We start from the raw sequence: 14,428 nt of genomic DNA on the forward strand, positions 1-14,428 counted from the left end.
TCTCCCCCGCTTCGCTCCTCCGAGAAAAAGGCGGCCCCTCGCTCGGGACTTCGTGTCCCTCCGCTTCGCTCCGGGCCACGAAGTCCAAGTTCTGCGGCTCCGCCGCTCTCCGCGCTTCGCGCGTCGATCACCGAGGGCGGCGCGGGTCGGGGGCGCTGACGCGCCGGGGGTGGGCGGTGGGGGTGGGCGGAGTCGGGAGTGTGGTTGGCCTGGGTGGCTCGGGTCGGGGGCGCCGGGGGTGGCCGGAATCGGCGGGGTGGGGAACCCATCCATTCGGGGAGTGGTCCCATTGGGGGTCGGCCCCTGATCCGTACCTGCCGGGGGCGGGGTCGCCGGACGCCAGGGCCGGCAAGGTTCGACCCCCCGCTCTTCCGACCGGCATCCGCCATTGGGCCATGACGGGCGACGGGACGCCTCGCCCCGGCGCTGCCGGTAACAAGCAGCCCGCGTGTAGCGGCTCGGCGTCCCATATCGACGCCATCGGTCGTGCCTGTGCTCCGGGGCGGGAAGTTGGCCCGTTCGCGCCTGGATTCCGGGCCGCTGCATGGGCGTTCGTCTCGGTCGGCGTGTTTCACGGATGCGGAGCAGAGGAGTGACACTTCCGCGACGCGGGCCGATCCCCGGCCGCGGAGCGAACGAGCGCCACCAACGCGACCCACGACGCCCCCAATGGCCGTGCAGCGGGCGAGGAACGGTGACACGAGCCAGGCCGCGAAGCGGGCGTGCGGTCCGAACGCGACGCACGTCACCCCAACGGCTGCGAGCCGACTGGCGATGCGAACGCGAACCGGCCCGAACCGCCCGGCCCCGGCCCCGGCCCACCCCTGTGCCCCAACCCCGACTTCAACCCCAACGCAATATCGCTTCTGCCCCAGCCAATGTCCCGTTCCCTGTCGATTCACCCGTTCGAGCGGCATGTGCGCCACACACCCGATCCGCCCCAGCCGTCCGCGTAGCCTGGCGCCCGCGACGGTACTTCCCCTGCCTGACGAGGCTTTGCCCCGCCCACACGGGACCACCCGACCATCCCCCCGTCGGCGGCCGAGAACAGCCCGCCGCGCGGTCCGCAGGACACCCGCACGATTCGTTTCCGACTTTTCGAGGATGCCGATGGTTCTCGCTGGATCGTCCCCCGGAGGCCGACGGCCGGCCCTCGTATGGGTCCTCCCCCTCCTCGTGACTGCCGCGTGCGCGGCCGCGGCCGTGGCCGCGGTCTCCTCCCAGGCGCGCCCTGCGGTGGCCTTGTGCGGTGGACTCGCGACCGTCGCCGTCGCCGTGTGCGCCGCCGAGGCGGGCCGCCGTGGGCGCATCATCGCTCAACTGCACCTGCGGCTCCAGCAACAACAGGTCGGGCTGCGCCGCCGACTCGCCGCGCAGGAGGTGGAGACGGCCCGGCTGGCCGAGGAGTTGCTGCCCGAGGCCATCGGCCGCCTCCAGGCCGGCGAGCCCGTGCCGGAGGTCATGCGCAAGGTCGCCCCGCAGCCGGACGACCCGACCGAGTTCGCGGTCGCGCACCGCAATGTGATCCGCTCGGTGATCGACACGGTCAGTGCCGAGGAGGACCTGCGCGAGTCCGCCCAGCGCGCGTTCGTCAACATCGCCCGTCGCGTTCAGGCCACCATCCACCAACAGGCCCAGGACATGCGGGACATGGAGGACCGACACGGCGACGACCCGGTCGTCTTCCGCGACCTCCTGCACCTCGACCACGGCAACGCGCTGATCGGCCGGATGGCCGACAGCATCGCCGTGCTCGGCGGCGCCCGCCCCGGTCGCCAGTGGGAAACCGACATCGGCATGTACAGCGTGCTGCGCGGCGCGATGTCGCGCATCCTGGACTACCGTCGGGTCAAGCTGCACTCGGTCGTCGAGGTCGCGGTCATCGCCCAGCACGTCGAGCCGTTGATCCACGCGATCGCCGAACTGCTCGACAACGCGACCCGGTACTCGCCACCCTCGACCACCGTGCACCTGAGCACCACCGAGGTGCAGACCGGCATCGCGGTCGAGATCGAGGACGCCGGCGTCGGCCTCAGCGAGGAGGCCCGCCGCCGGGCCGAGCGCATCCTGTCCCTGGACGGCGAGGCGCTCAACCTGAACGACCTGGGCGAGACCCCGCGCCTGGGCCTGACCGTGGTGGCCCGCCTCGCGCAGGCCAACAACTTCAAGGTGACGCTCCGCCCCTCGGCCTACTCCGGCGTGCGCGCCGTCGTGGTCATCCCGCAGAACCAGATCACCGCGAACGTGCCACCGATGTACCCGATGCCGGAGCACCTCCAGCACCTGGACGAACTCCCGTCCCTGCACGACATGATGACCGACACGCCGGTCGGCACCGAGTTCGGCGCGAACGGGCTGCCGCAACGCCGTCGGCGCGGCCTGGGCACCGTCCCACGCGCGGCGGCGCCCCGCGGCGAGCACCGTGCGACCACGCCGGGGCCTGCCGCATCGAGCGTCGACGACACCCCGCCGGGGCTCGGTCTGGACGCGTTCCTCAGTGGCATCAACGGCGAACTCCCGCCCAGCGAACGGCGGTCCGAGAGCGGAGACGAATCGTGGGACGACGGGGGATATCGATGACGGGGTACCGACCGAACATGGACTGGATGCTCGCCGATCTGGCCAAGAGCGTGCCGTTCACGCGCTACATCGTGCTGCTGTCCGCGGACGGCCTGCGCATGGCCCAGCACAACACCGAGGCGGACACGGCCGATCGGCTCGCCGCCGCGTGCGCGGGCCTGCAGAGCCTCGCCGCCGCGATCGCATCCGAATTCCCCAAGGGCGACGGCCGGATGCGCCTGGTCGTCATCGAGGTCAACGGCGGCTACTTCTACATGATGGCCGCCGGCACCGGCGCGTATCTCGCGGTGCTGGCCGACGGCCAGGTGGACACCGGCCTGCTCGGTCACCGGATGCGCGACCTGGTGATCCGGATCGGCGAACACCTGACCAGTCCGCCGCGCCGCGATGGGGCCTTTCCGTGAGTGTGCCGCGGCGCTCAAGGCGCGACCCGCACCCCGAACGGCTGTACATGGTCGGGGAAAACCCCGAAGCCGGCAACCGGTTGGACCTCGTCACGCTGTTCGTCGCCAAGCACGAACCGAAGCGCGGGATGGCTCCCGAGCTCGCCGCGATCCTGCGGATGTGTGAACAGCCCCTGTCGATGGCGGAGATCTCCGCCCACATGCGGCTGCCGACCAGCGTGCTGACGCTGGTGCTGCTGGGCATGGTGCGCACGAATCAACTCGAGGCCAGGGCACCGATCCCGGCCGCTTCGTTGCCCGACATCGATCTGCTCAAGGCGGTGATGCATGGACTACAAAGGCTCTGAGACCCTCGCCGGGCCGCGCCCCGAGGACATGCTGCCCGCGACGGCCGCCGCCGCGGTCAAGGTCGTGGTCGTCGGCGGCTTCGGCGTCGGCAAGACCACGCTGGTCGGCGCGGTCAGCGAGATCCGGCCGCTCACCACCGAGGAGACGATGACCCAGGCGGGCGTCGGAATCGACGACCTCGCGGGCATCGAGGCCAAGACCACCACGACCGTGGCGATGGACTTCGGTCGGATCAGCCTCAACGAGCGCCTGGTGCTCTACCTGTTCGGCACCCCCGGACAGGAACGCTTCTGGTTCCTGTGGAACGGCCTGTTCGACGGTGCGCTCGGTGCCGTGGTCCTGGTCGACACCCGGCGCCTGGAGGTGTGCTTCGACGTGATGGACCGGCTGGAGGATCGCGGCGTGCCGTTCGTGGTCGCGGTCAACACGTTCCCCGAGTCGCCGGTCCACTCGATGGACGACCTACGCGGCGCACTCGACTTGGACGAGTCCGTACCGATGGTCGACTGCGACGCCCGCAGTCGGGGATCGAGCCGGGACGTCCTGATGGCCCTCATGCAATACCTCCACACGCTCACCACGAACCGGGAGACGCAATGACCGCTCCTCCCCCCGTTCCGCCGCCCGGCTGCCCCGCGCACGCGGGCGCGACGGCCACCGAGGGCATCACCAGGTTGTACGGCCCGGAGACCATCGCGGACCCGGGTGCCACGTACGAGAGGTTGCGCGCCGAGTACGGAGCGGTCGCGCCGATCCTGGTCGACGGCGACTTCCCGGGCTGGCTGGTACTGGGCTACCGGGAGAACCTGGAGGTCATGCGCACGCCGAGCCGATTCTCCCGGGACGCGCGCAACTGGCGCGACTGGCGCGAGGGCCGCATCCCGCCGGACGCCACCATCCTGCCGATCATGGAGTACCGCCCGGATTGCGTTTCCAGCGACGGCGCCGAGCATCAGCGGCTGCGCTCCGTGGTCACCGAGAGTCTGGACCGGTTCGACCGACGCGGCATCCGCAAGCACGTCCAACGACTCGCCCACGAACTGATCGACCGGATCGCGGCCGACGGTCACGCCGACCTGGTCGCCCAGTACGCGCAACAGTTGCCGATGCTGGTCATCGCGCAGCTCTACGGTCTGCCCGACTCGATGGGTCCGCGTCTGGTCGAGGCCAGCGCCGAGTTGATGATGCAGAGCGAACGCGCCATCGAATCGAACGAGTTCATCCTGCAGACCTTGCGCGACCTGGCCGACCGCAAGCGTGCCGAGCCGGCCGCCGACTTCCCGTCGTGGCTGATCGAGCACCCGAACAAGCTGTCCGAGGACGAGGTCCTGCACCACCTGCGGCTGGTGATGGTCGCGGCGAACGAGCTGACCATCGCGCTGATCGCGAACACGCTGCGGGTCGTCCTGAGCGACGACCGATTCGCCGCCTCGCTGGCCGGGGCGCGGTTGACCCTGCCCGACGCGGTCGAGCAAGTCCTATGGGACGAACCGCCGTTGTGGGTCATCCCGGGGCGCTGGGCGCTGGTGGACACCGAGTTGGGCGGACGCCGAATCAAGGCCGGCGACCTGCTCGTACTCGGTGTGATGGCCGGCAACGTCGACCCGCAGATCCGTACCGACCTCACCGTTCCGGTCCACAACAACCGAGCCCACCTGGCGTTCAGCGGCGGCGCGCACCTGTGCCCGGGACAGGACATCGGCCGAGCCATCACGGACACCGCGATCGACACACTCAACAGCCGGCTTCCCGACATCCGCCTGGCCCACCCGGACCGCCCACCGGCCTGGCACGCGGCCACCTGGGCCCGCTATCTCACCTCGCTGCCGGTCGATTTCACCCCGGTCCCACTGGTGAAGCCCACCGAATGGACCCGCCCACCTCGGCCGTCCCGCCCCACCACCCCACCACAACCTGCGCCGATCCCCCTACCCACCAACTGGTGGACCCGCTTGACCACTTGGCTCTTCGGCTGACGACCCGAGGACGCACGGACGGGCGGACGGGCGGGGCGGGCAGGCGAGCGGACGCACGGGCGGGCGGACGGGCGGGCGGACGGACGGACGGACGAGCGGACACACGGACGGGCGGACGGGCGGACGGGCGGACGGGCGGACGGACGCACAGACGCACGGACGGGCTGAGAGCGCATATCCCTCAGCCCGTCCGCCCCTCCCCGCCGGCTCGCCCGGCATTCCCCATCAGCCCGTCCGGCGTTTGAGGACGGCCCGGAACGCTCCCGGGCTCAGGACGCCCCGGTGATCACCCGCAACAGGGCCCCGACCACATCGGCCGCCGCCCCCCGCGAAGCGGCGAGCGCAGGACGCGGATCCGCCTTTCCGGGCTCGGCGACCAGTCGCGACCGCAGTGTCCCGGTGTAGGCGATGTTGAGCGCGGTGCCCACGTTGATCTTCGTCATCCCCGCGGCCACCGCACTCCGCAGTTCGTCGTCCGGCACGCCCGAGGACCCGTGCAGCACCAGCGGTACGCCCACCGCCGCGCGCAACCGCGCGATCAGGTCGTGGTCGAGCGTGGCGGTCCGATCCAGCATCGCGTGGCTGCTGCCCACCGCGACGGCCAACGCGTCGACGCCGGTCGCCCGCACGTACGCGGCGGCCTCCTCCGGATCCGTGCGCGCCCCCGGCGCGTGCGCGTCGAGCGCGGGATGGCCCGGCTTGCCGCCCACCTCGCCGAGTTCGGCCTCCAGGGTGATCCCGCGTTCGTGTGCCCAGGCCACCGCGTCCGAGGTGGCCGCCACGTTGTCCGCGTAGCTCAGCCGCGACGCGTCGAACATGACGGAGCTGATCCCGGTGCCCTCGACGGCGTGCAACAGGTCCACCGATTCGACGTGGTCCAGGTGCAGCGCGACCGGCACCGCGGCCTCCTCCGCGAGCACGCGACACGCGGCCGCGAGCGGACCGAGCCGCCCGCGCCGGAACTTCACCGCGTTCTCGCTGATCGCCACCACGACCGGCAGTCCCGCCGCCTCCGCCGCGATCAGCACCGCCTCGGCGTGCTCCAGTGTGATCACGTTGAACGCGGCCACCCCCACCCCGTCCGCGCGCGCCGCGTCGGTCAATATCCCCGTCGAGGTCAACGGCATGTCATCTCTCCTCGTGAACGATCCCGACCACCATCAACCCCAGGCCCGCCCGCGCCCGAACCCGCGCGGCCCGCCCGGGCACCGGCCCGCGTCCCGCGGGACCCTCGGCCGTTCCTCATCGCGGCGGCTCCACCGCGTCGACCCGCACCCTCGGCCGCCAGGTCCGGTACAGCTCGCCGTCCACGTCCCCCGCCACCGGCGCGGCCACCGCCGCCGCCGACAGGGCCACCGCGTCCCGCAACCGGTCCGGCCACGAGCTGCCCTCGGCCAACCCGCGCGCCAGCGCCGCCACGGCCGCGTCGCCCGCGCCGGTGGCATTGCCGTGGACCGGGGCAGGCGGTACGGCCCGCCACCATCCCGCGTCGGTCCCGGCGACCATGCCCTCCCGACCGAACGAGGCGACCACCGCCGTCTCGGGCCGTGCCTCCCGCAGCAGCCGCGCCACCGCCCGCAGCGGATCACTCTCGCCCGTCGCCGCGACCAACTCGTCGGCGTTCGGCTTGACCAGGTCCGGCCCGGCCGCGACGCCGGCCACCAGCGCCGGCCCCGATGCGTCCAGCAGCACCGGCACCCGCGCCGCCCGCGCGAGCGTCACCAACTCCGCGTAGCCGCCCACCGCGACCCCCGGCGGCAGGCTCCCGGACAGCACCAACACCGAGGCACTGGGCAGGAGTTCGGCCGCGGCGTCGACCATCCGGGCCCATTCCCGCGCGGTCCGCGCGGGGCCGAGTTCGTTCAGCGACGTCGCGCCGCCCGAGCCGGTTTCCACGATCGTGGTGGTGCAGCGGGTCTCGCCCGACACCGGTATCGCCGTCAACGCGATGTCGGCCGCCGCGAGGTCGGCCCGAATTCGCTCGCCCGTCACACCCCCGAGCGGGGCCACCGCCGCGACGGCGACCCCCAGCGAGCGCAACACGCGCGTGACGTTGAGGCCCTTGCCCCCGGCCCGCCCGCCGACCGACAGCGGGCGATTGGCGCCGTGCCGGACCAGGTGTTCCAGGTGGTAGGTGACATCCCAGGCCGGATTCGGCGTCACCGTGAGGATCACGAAGCCTCCCGCCCGTCCCGAACCCCGTCGCCGATGCTGTCCCTCACGACGCGTCCAGCACCACGGACCGGGTCAGGTGCCTCGGCTCGTCCGGGTTCAGCCCCCGGCTCTGCGCGACCGCGACCGCGAGCTTCTGCACCCGCACCAGTTCCGCCATCGGGTCGAGCGCACCGGCCACGAACGTGCCCCCGGTGGCCGCGACCTGGTCGGCGAGGCCCTCCGGGACCGGCCCGAACACCCACGTGATCCGGTTCGGCGCGGCGATGCTGATCGGCCCGTGCCGGTACTCCATCGCCGGGTAGCTCTCCGTCCACGCGCAGGCGGCTTCGCGCATCTTCAGCGCGGCCTCCGCGGCGAGACCGGTCGACCACCCCGTGCCCAGGAAGGTGAACTGCTCCGCCGCCACGAACTCCGGGTCCGGCTCCCAGGCGAGGGCCGTCTCCGCGTCCCGGATCGCCGCGGCCGGGTCCTCGCCCACGTGCGTGCGCAGCAGGGCGAGGGCCGTGGTGGCGAACCGGGTCTGCACGACCGATTGTTCGTCCGCGAAGTCGAGCATCACGATCTCGTCCGCCGCGGTCATGATCGGCGTGTCCGGCGTACCGGTGATCGCGGTCGTCGCGACGGTGCCGCGGATGTCCGCAAGCAACCGCAGCACCTCGGTGGTGGTGCCGGAGCGGGTCAGCGCGATCACCCGGTCGTAGTCCCGTACGCCCGGGAACTCCGAGGCCGCGAAGGCGTCGGTCACACCGAGCCCGGCCCGCTCGCGCAGCACGGCGTACGCCTGGCCGATGAACCACGAGGTTCCGCATCCGACGATCGCGACCCGCTCGCCGGACTTGGGCAATCCCGCACAGTCCGCGGCCAGCGCGGCGGCGCGCGCCCACAGCTCGGGCTGGGTGGCGATCTCGGCAGAGGTGTGGCTCACGGTCGTCATGGCGCTCCCGGGTCCTTGGGCGGTGCGGACTGCGCACTGCTGCACTTGCATGCTTGAAACTATTCATTTGATAGCAGTTTCACGCATGAATGAGCAATCCCGCGCACCGCCCAAGAGCCCAATTCACCCCTTTCATCCGAAATCTGCACCCCGGGAAACAGCCGGTGGACACGCGGGGCCGAGGACAACGCGCGACGCCGTCGCGAGCGGCCGGGGCAGCCGGTCAAAGACGCGGACGCGTGCTGCGGGACCGGGACCCGAGCGCGGGTGGGCGACCGGTGTGGGACGGGTGGACCCCGCCTGCCGGGCCGGAGGCCGACGCCGGAGCGGCGGCGCGAGTGGCCGCGGCCGGGTGGCGTCGAGTCGGCCGACGCCGGCTCTGTCGCCCTCGTGCCGCCGGCGCTACATTGGCCCGGCTCACGCGGAGGTACGCGCTCCGCGTCGTCTCGCGCCGCTCGAACGACGGGGGATCCGTGACCATCGCAGGACGTCCCGAGCCCGGGAATCGGGCCGCCTGGCAGCCGTTGCTCGCCGATCTGGAGCAGCGTCGGTCCGGGTCGCGGGCCATGGGCGGGCCGGCGAGGGTCGCCCGTTACACGGCTGCGGTTCCCGGCCGGCTGCCCGCCCGGGCCAGGATCGCGGCGCTCCTGGACGAGCACTCGTTCACCGAGCTCGGCACGCTCACCGGAGGCGCGGAGATCCCCGCCGACGCGTTCGTCGCCGGTTCCGGACTGCTCGACGGCCGCCCGGTGTTCGTGGGCGCCGAGGACTTCACCGTCCAGGGCGGCTCGATCGGCCCGGGCGCCGCCGCCAAGCGCGCCCGGCTCGTGCGACTGGCCGGCCAGGAACGCGCACCGCTGGTGACCCTGCTGGAAGGCGCCGGCCATCGGGCGGGCAACGCGCTCGCCGGGCACACCGCCACGCCCAACGACCTTCAGGCCCTGGTCGACCTCGCCGGCCTGGTCCCCACCGTCGCGATCGTGCACGGTCCGTCCGCCGGGCACGGCGCGCTGACCGCTCCGCTGTCCGACTTCGTGATCATGGTGGAGGGCAGCGGCGCCCTGTTCACCGCCGGTCCCCCACTGGTGGCCGCCGCGACCGGCGAACGGGTCGACAAGCACACCCTCGGCGGCAGCCAGGTGCACTGCGTGGTCAGCGGCGTCGCGCACAACGCCGTCCCCGACGATGCGGCGGCGCTGCGGCTGGCCCGTCGGTACCTCTCCTACTTCCCGTCCCACGCCTGGCAACATCCGCCGTACGCGGGAGCGGAGTCGGGCAACGCCGACACCGGCCCGCGCGGCACCGAGGCGCTCCTGGACCTGATCCCGCCGGACGCGCGCCGCCCGTACGACATCAAGGCCGTTTTGACCGAGGTCTTCGACGCGGGCACCGTCCTGGAGGTGCAACCGGCGCACGGCGCCTCCATCGTCACCGCGCTCGCCCGCCTCGGCGGCCACGCGGTCGCGATACTGGCGAACCAACCGGCGGTCCGGGCCGGCACCATCGACGCCGACGCCGCCGACAAGGCCGCCCGGTTCGTCCAGGTCGCGGGCGCGTTCCATCTCCCGGTCGTCTTCCTCGCCGACAACCCCGGCGTGCTGGCCGGCACCGCCGCCGAGCGATCGGGCGTACTGCGCGCGGCGGCTCGGCTGTTCGCGGCCCAGCACCGGTTGCGGGTGCCGAAGCTGCACCTGACGCTGCGCAAGGCGTTCGGTTTCGGCAGCTCGGTGATGGCGATGAACCCGTTCGACGCGCAGACCGTCTCGTACGCGCTCCCGGGCGTCACCCTCGGCGGCATCCCGGCCGCCGCCGGCGCCGCCGCCGCGAAGCAGGACGCGGACAGCACCCGCCGGCTCACCGCGAACGAGGCGAGCGGCCCGTGGCGCTCGGCCAACGCGCTCTCCTACGACGACGTGATCGCCCCGACCGAGGTACGCGACGCCCTGCTCGCCGGCCTCACCCGCGCCCGGGCCCGGCTGACCGGCCCGATCGAGCCGGATCGGCGGCCCGGGCGGCTGCCTTAGGCTCGACCACATGGACGGTTTGGGTGATCTGCTGCGCGGGATCAGGGCGGACGGCGCGCTCTTCGACCGACGGGTGTTGCCGCCAAAGGCGTCCGCCGAGGTCACCTCCGGCGCACCGCTGACCCTGTACACGGTGGTCCGCGGCAGCGGCCGGCTCGTCCCGGACGGCGGCCCGGCGCTGCCGCTGCGCCCGGGGGACACGGCCCTGGTCCGGGGCTGCGCTCCGGTCACGTTCGTCGCCGACGCCCACCCGGATGGAGACGAATCACCCGAGCGGGACGCGGAGGCCGCCGTCGAACTGCTCTCCGGCGCCTATCGCGCGCACGCCGACATCGGCCGCCGCCTGCCCGCCGCGCTCCCCCAGGCCCTGCTCGTCCCGGACGACGAGGGCTGCGACGCCGTACTGGGCTTCGTGTCGGCCGAGGTCGCCGCCGACAAACCGGGCCAGCAGTTCGTCCTGGACCGGCTGCTCGACTGGATGCTGGTCTGTACGCTCCGCGCCTGGTTCGACCGCCCCGAGGCGCATCCGCCCGCGTGGTACCTGGCCCTGGCCGACCCGGTCGTGGGCACGGCCCTGCGCGCGGTCCACGACGCGCCGGCCCGGCCGTGGACGATCGCCGCCCTGGCCGCGGAGGCGGGCGTCTCGCGCACCTCCCTCGCCGAACGTTTCACCTCCCGGGTCGGCAAGCCGCCGCTCACCTACCTGACCGAGTGGCGGATGGCACTGGCCGCCGACCTGCTCACCGAGCCGGACGCCACGGTCGCCGCCGTGGCCCGCCGGGTCGGCTACGCCGACCCGTTCGCGTTCAGCACCGCCTTCAAACGAGTCCGCGGCCTGAGCCCGACCGCCTACCGCAGCACGCACGCGGCGTAGCGGGACCGTCCACCGACCGCTATCCGGGCAACTGCTCGAACATCCTCCGGTGCCTCTCCGGATCGGCCACGGTGTCGGAACGCCCGTGTTCGGTGTCCCGCGGCGGGACGAGCACGGTCGCACCGGTGCGGCATGGTCGGCTCCTTCGATCGCGCGCATCCCGCCCTGCCGAGCCCGGGCGCCGCGCGCACCGGTCTCGGACGAACGGAATCGCCCGCGCGGCGCCGGCCGTACAGGGCGCGGCGGCCCGGACGCACGCACATGTCTCCCGGCTTCTCGCCCATGGTCGCCCGGCCCGCCCGCGCCCAGGCTGGAGCCATGACAACACCGACGCAGCACCCGATCCTCGTTCTCGGCGGTACCGGCAAGACCGGCAGCCGGGTGGTCGACGCGCTCCGCGCCCGAGGCGCCGCCGTGCGGGTGGCCTCCCGCTCGGCCGAACAACACTTCGACTGGTCCGACGACTCCACGTGGGCTCCCGCACTGGCCGGCGCATCCGCCGTCTACCTGGTCCCGCTGGACGGCGTGCCGACCGGCCCGGCCTTCGTCCGGCAGGCCGCCGCCGCCGGGGTCGAGCGGATCGTCCTGCTCTCCGCCCGCGGCACCGACACCCCCGGCTACTTCGCCGCCGACGACCCGGCCAACCTGGCCCGCCTGGAGCTCGAAGCGGCCGTGCGCGACAGTGGCGCCCAGTGGACGATCCTGCGTCCCGGCTGGTTCGCGCAGAACTTCAGCGAGGGCTTCTTCCGCGACGAGATCCGGTCCGGCGAGCTGTACCTGCCGGCCGGCAGCGCCGCGGTGTCCTTCGTCGACACCGAGGACATCGCCGCCGTCGCGGTGGCGGCCCTGCTCGACCCCGGCCACGCGGGCCGGACCTACGAACTCTCCGGCCCGCGTGCGGTGACCTTCGACGAGGCACTCGCCGAGATCGCCGCGGCGACCGGCCATCGGGCCCGCTACATCCCGGTCGAGCCCGCCGCGTACACCGCCGCGCTGGTGGATCAGGGCTTGTCCGAACTCGACGCGGGCATCTGGACCTCGGCCCTGAACGGCATCCTGCGCGGCCTGGAGGCCAAGGTCTCCGACGGCATCCCCCGCGCCCTGGGCCGCCCGGGCCGCGACTTCACCGAGTTCGTCCGCACGGCTGCCTCCACCGGCGCCTGGACGGTGTGACCCGGCCCGCGGGCGGCCGACGACCGGTTCGTCGGCCGCCCGCGGCACGATCACGCCCGCCCCGGGGATGCGGCCCCCGTTGCGGATCCCCGGGCACCCGCGGCCCGTCGAAAAGGCCCGGTGGTGATCGAATTCGACGACGATTCACCGTGCATATCCGCCGGCGCCGCATCCCGCACGACATCGACGCGCGCCGTCTCCCACTGCCGGCCGATCCCGCGCATACGAATCCCGTTTCGATTCGTCGAATCGATCTCGTGCGGTCGATCGCCGCGCGCCGTATCGATTAGCGAAATAGCCGGGAAATGATCTTTTCCGATTCGTCCCGCGTGCGATATCCCACCCGCCGGCGGCGAACATCGGTGACCCCCGCCACCGGACGGCCGACAAAAGCGCAAACCCGTTCCGGGGATTTCCCGACCGCCCCCGCCGCCCCACCCATTACCGGTGGGCCGGCCCGGAAGAATCCGCCCGTCGCTTTCCGGCCGGCCGCCCGCCCCGGCCGCGGCCGGGTCCGTCCCAGCCGGCGCCGAGCGGGCGGCCGAGGCACGCTCGGCACACCGCGCCGGCCCCTCCCGTGCGTAACGCGGCGGAGGGCGGGCATTCTCAAGACAGGTTCAGGACCGTACGACCGACGCCGGTGCCCGACCCCGATCCGCACCGCCCACAAAAAATCCGACCCTCCGCAACCGGCGCTCGGATATCGTCGATCCCCGGCCACGACGGTGGCGCCGAGCCCGGAACCCCGGGTCCACCGGCACGACCGTGCAGATCACCGGGCCGTCCCGCACACTGGGGAACCGACCGCACGAAGCCGCTGCGGACCGACGTGACCCAGGTCACGCTCGCGGGGGCGTAACACTTTTGCCGATCGGAGCGATGCCTTGAGTGGCGCCGGCAGCGCCGACGGATCCGGTCCCGCGGATCCGTCATCGATTCGGTGTAGTTGCGGCGCCGCAGCATGCCCGCGTGAACCGAGAGGTTATTTGTGACCCCGAGCTCGTCCAGCACGCTTCCCAACAGAATCGCCGAATCGGAATCTCTGGTGGCGCTCATCGAGCGCGGCCGTGCCGAAGGATCGATTACCGGCGAGGACATACGCCGAGCCTTCGAAACCGATGCCATCCCTGCAACGCAGTGGAAGAGCATCCTCCGTAGCCTCAACGAGGTCCTCGATGAGGCCGGTGTGACGTTGACCGTCAACCCGGTCAAAGAGACCCAACGGAGAGACGTAGCCACAACTCGGCGATCTGTCAAGAAGACGCTATCCACGCGCTCAACCCGTGTCAAGAACACAGAGACCTTGCCCGCGCAAGTCGCGCCCGCGGCAACGGAATCGGGAGAGTCCGTCGTGGAATCTGCTCCGAAGCCGAAGAAGGCAGCAGCCAAGAAGAAGACGGCGGCCAAGAAGACCACCACCGCCACCGAGACGACCGCGGTCGAGTCGCCCGCCCCCAAGGACGGCGACGAGGCCCTGGTCGAGGAAGACCTGTTCGACGAGCCCGCCGAGGCCGCGGCTCCCGAGGTCGGTCCCAGCGGCTTCGTCCTCACCACGGACGAGGACGACGCCCCGCAGCAGCAGGTGACCACGCCGGGTGCCACCGCGGACCCGGTCAAGGACTACCTGCGGCTGATCGGCAAGGTCTCGCTGCTCAACGCCGAGCAGGAGGTGTCGATCGCCAAGCGCATCGAGGCCGGCCTGTTCGCGTTGGAGAAGCTGGACTCCGAGCCCGGTCTCACGCCGCAGTTCCGGCATGAGCTCGAACTCGTCGCCGAGGACGGCAAGCGCGCCAAGAACCACCTCCTGGAGGCCAACCTCCGCCTGGTGGTCTCGCTGGCGAAGCGTTACACCGGTCGCGGCATGCTCTTCCTGGACCTGATCCAGGAGGGCAACGTCGGCCTCATTCGTGCGGTCGAGAAGTTCGACTACACCAAGGGCT

At 72.3% G+C, this 14,428-nt stretch carries 12 protein-coding genes; 9 read left to right on the forward strand and 3 right to left on the reverse strand.

Annotated features, from left to right (window positions below; translation table 11 throughout):
* Positions 1-1,176 precede the first annotated feature (1,176 nt).
* Genes A3IC_RS53035 through A3IC_RS0107520 form a run of 5 tightly spaced genes read left to right on the forward strand, consistent with a single transcriptional unit; the run spans position 1,177 to position 5,308 of the window.
* Positions 1,177-2,580, forward strand: coding sequence for an ATP-binding protein (locus tag A3IC_RS53035; RefSeq protein WP_020549449.1), 1,404 nt, complete (start codon positions 1,177-1,179; stop codon positions 2,578-2,580).
* Positions 2,581-2,597: 17 nt separating this feature from the next.
* The gene (locus A3IC_RS0107505; RefSeq protein WP_020549450.1) at positions 2,598-2,984 is read left to right on the forward strand and encodes a roadblock/LC7 domain-containing protein; all 387 of its coding nucleotides are present in this window, start codon (positions 2,598-2,600) and stop codon (positions 2,982-2,984) included.
* Positions 2,985-3,031: 47 nt separating this feature from the next.
* Positions 3,032-3,331 (forward strand): DUF742 domain-containing protein, encoded by a 300-nt coding sequence (locus A3IC_RS0107510; RefSeq protein ID WP_020549451.1) that lies wholly within the window; start codon positions 3,032-3,034, stop codon positions 3,329-3,331.
* A complete protein-coding gene (locus A3IC_RS0107515; RefSeq protein ID WP_020549452.1) occupies positions 3,312-3,932 on the forward strand; it encodes a GTP-binding protein in 621 nt (206 codons plus the stop codon). Before A3IC_RS0107510 ends, A3IC_RS0107515 begins: the two co-directional genes overlap by 20 nt.
* Positions 3,929-5,308 (forward strand): cytochrome P450, encoded by a 1,380-nt coding sequence (locus tag A3IC_RS0107520; protein WP_020549453.1) that lies wholly within the window; start codon positions 3,929-3,931, stop codon positions 5,306-5,308. Before A3IC_RS0107515 ends, A3IC_RS0107520 begins: the two co-directional genes overlap by 4 nt.
* Positions 5,309-5,577: 269 nt before the next feature.
* On the opposite strand, the gene A3IC_RS0107525 is transcribed toward A3IC_RS0107520, so the two are convergent.
* From A3IC_RS0107525 to A3IC_RS0107535, 3 genes are all read right to left on the reverse strand, one after another.
* On the reverse strand, positions 5,578-6,435 hold the full coding sequence (locus A3IC_RS0107525; protein ID WP_020549454.1) for a class II fructose-bisphosphate aldolase: 858 nt from the start codon (positions 6,433-6,435) through the stop codon (positions 5,578-5,580).
* 115 nt (positions 6,436-6,550) lie between these two features.
* Positions 6,551-7,483, reverse strand: coding sequence for a 1-phosphofructokinase family hexose kinase (locus A3IC_RS0107530; protein WP_020549455.1), 933 nt, complete (start codon positions 7,481-7,483; stop codon positions 6,551-6,553).
* 43 nt (positions 7,484-7,526) lie between these two features.
* A complete protein-coding gene (locus A3IC_RS0107535; protein ID WP_020549456.1) occupies positions 7,527-8,417 on the reverse strand; it encodes an SIS domain-containing protein in 891 nt (296 codons plus the stop codon).
* Positions 8,418-8,890: 473 nt separating this feature from the next.
* On the opposite strand from A3IC_RS0107535, the gene A3IC_RS53040 reads away from it, so the two are divergent.
* The 4 genes from A3IC_RS53040 to A3IC_RS64380 all read left to right on the forward strand — a co-directional run.
* A complete protein-coding gene (locus A3IC_RS53040; protein ID WP_205354493.1) occupies positions 8,891-10,441 on the forward strand; it encodes an acyl-CoA carboxylase subunit beta in 1,551 nt (516 codons plus the stop codon).
* A 10-nt stretch (positions 10,442-10,451) separates the two neighbouring features.
* Entirely contained in the window at positions 10,452-11,315 is an 864-nt protein-coding gene (locus A3IC_RS0107545; protein WP_020549458.1) for an AraC family transcriptional regulator, read from the forward strand.
* 318 nt (positions 11,316-11,633) lie between these two features.
* On the forward strand, positions 11,634-12,488 hold the full coding sequence (locus A3IC_RS0107555) for an NAD(P)H-binding protein (protein WP_020549460.1): 855 nt from the start codon (positions 11,634-11,636) through the stop codon (positions 12,486-12,488).
* Positions 12,489-13,476: 988 nt separating this feature from the next.
* On the forward strand, positions 13,477-14,428 hold a 952-nt coding region (locus A3IC_RS64380), incomplete at its 3' end, for a sigma factor (RefSeq protein ID WP_040876291.1).

The sequence above is a fragment of the Embleya scabrispora DSM 41855 genome, assembly GCF_000372745.1.
In the GTDB taxonomy this organism is placed as follows: domain Bacteria; phylum Actinomycetota; class Actinomycetes; order Streptomycetales; family Streptomycetaceae; genus Embleya; species Embleya scabrispora.

Bases quoted from the DNA above. Each gene is read 5' to 3' on its own strand.
- A3IC_RS0107525 (WP_020549454.1), bottom strand. From the start codon at position 6,435: ATGCCGTTGACCTCGACGGGGATATTGACCGACGCGGCGCGCGCGGAC.
- A3IC_RS0107505 (WP_020549450.1), top strand. From the start codon at position 2,598: ATGGACTGGATGCTCGCCGATCTGGCCAAGAGCGTGCCGTTCACGCGC.
- A3IC_RS0107545 (WP_020549458.1), top strand. From the start codon at position 10,452: ATGGACGGTTTGGGTGATCTGCTGCGCGGGATCAGGGCGGACGGCGCG.
- A3IC_RS0107555 (WP_020549460.1), top strand. From the start codon at position 11,634: ATGACAACACCGACGCAGCACCCGATCCTCGTTCTCGGCGGTACCGGC.
- A3IC_RS0107510 (WP_020549451.1), top strand. From the start codon at position 3,032: ATGGTCGGGGAAAACCCCGAAGCCGGCAACCGGTTGGACCTCGTCACG.
- A3IC_RS0107520 (WP_020549453.1), top strand. From the start codon at position 3,929: ATGACCGCTCCTCCCCCCGTTCCGCCGCCCGGCTGCCCCGCGCACGCG.
- A3IC_RS0107515 (WP_020549452.1), top strand. From the start codon at position 3,312: ATGGACTACAAAGGCTCTGAGACCCTCGCCGGGCCGCGCCCCGAGGAC.
- A3IC_RS0107535 (WP_020549456.1), bottom strand. From the start codon at position 8,417: ATGACGACCGTGAGCCACACCTCTGCCGAGATCGCCACCCAGCCCGAG.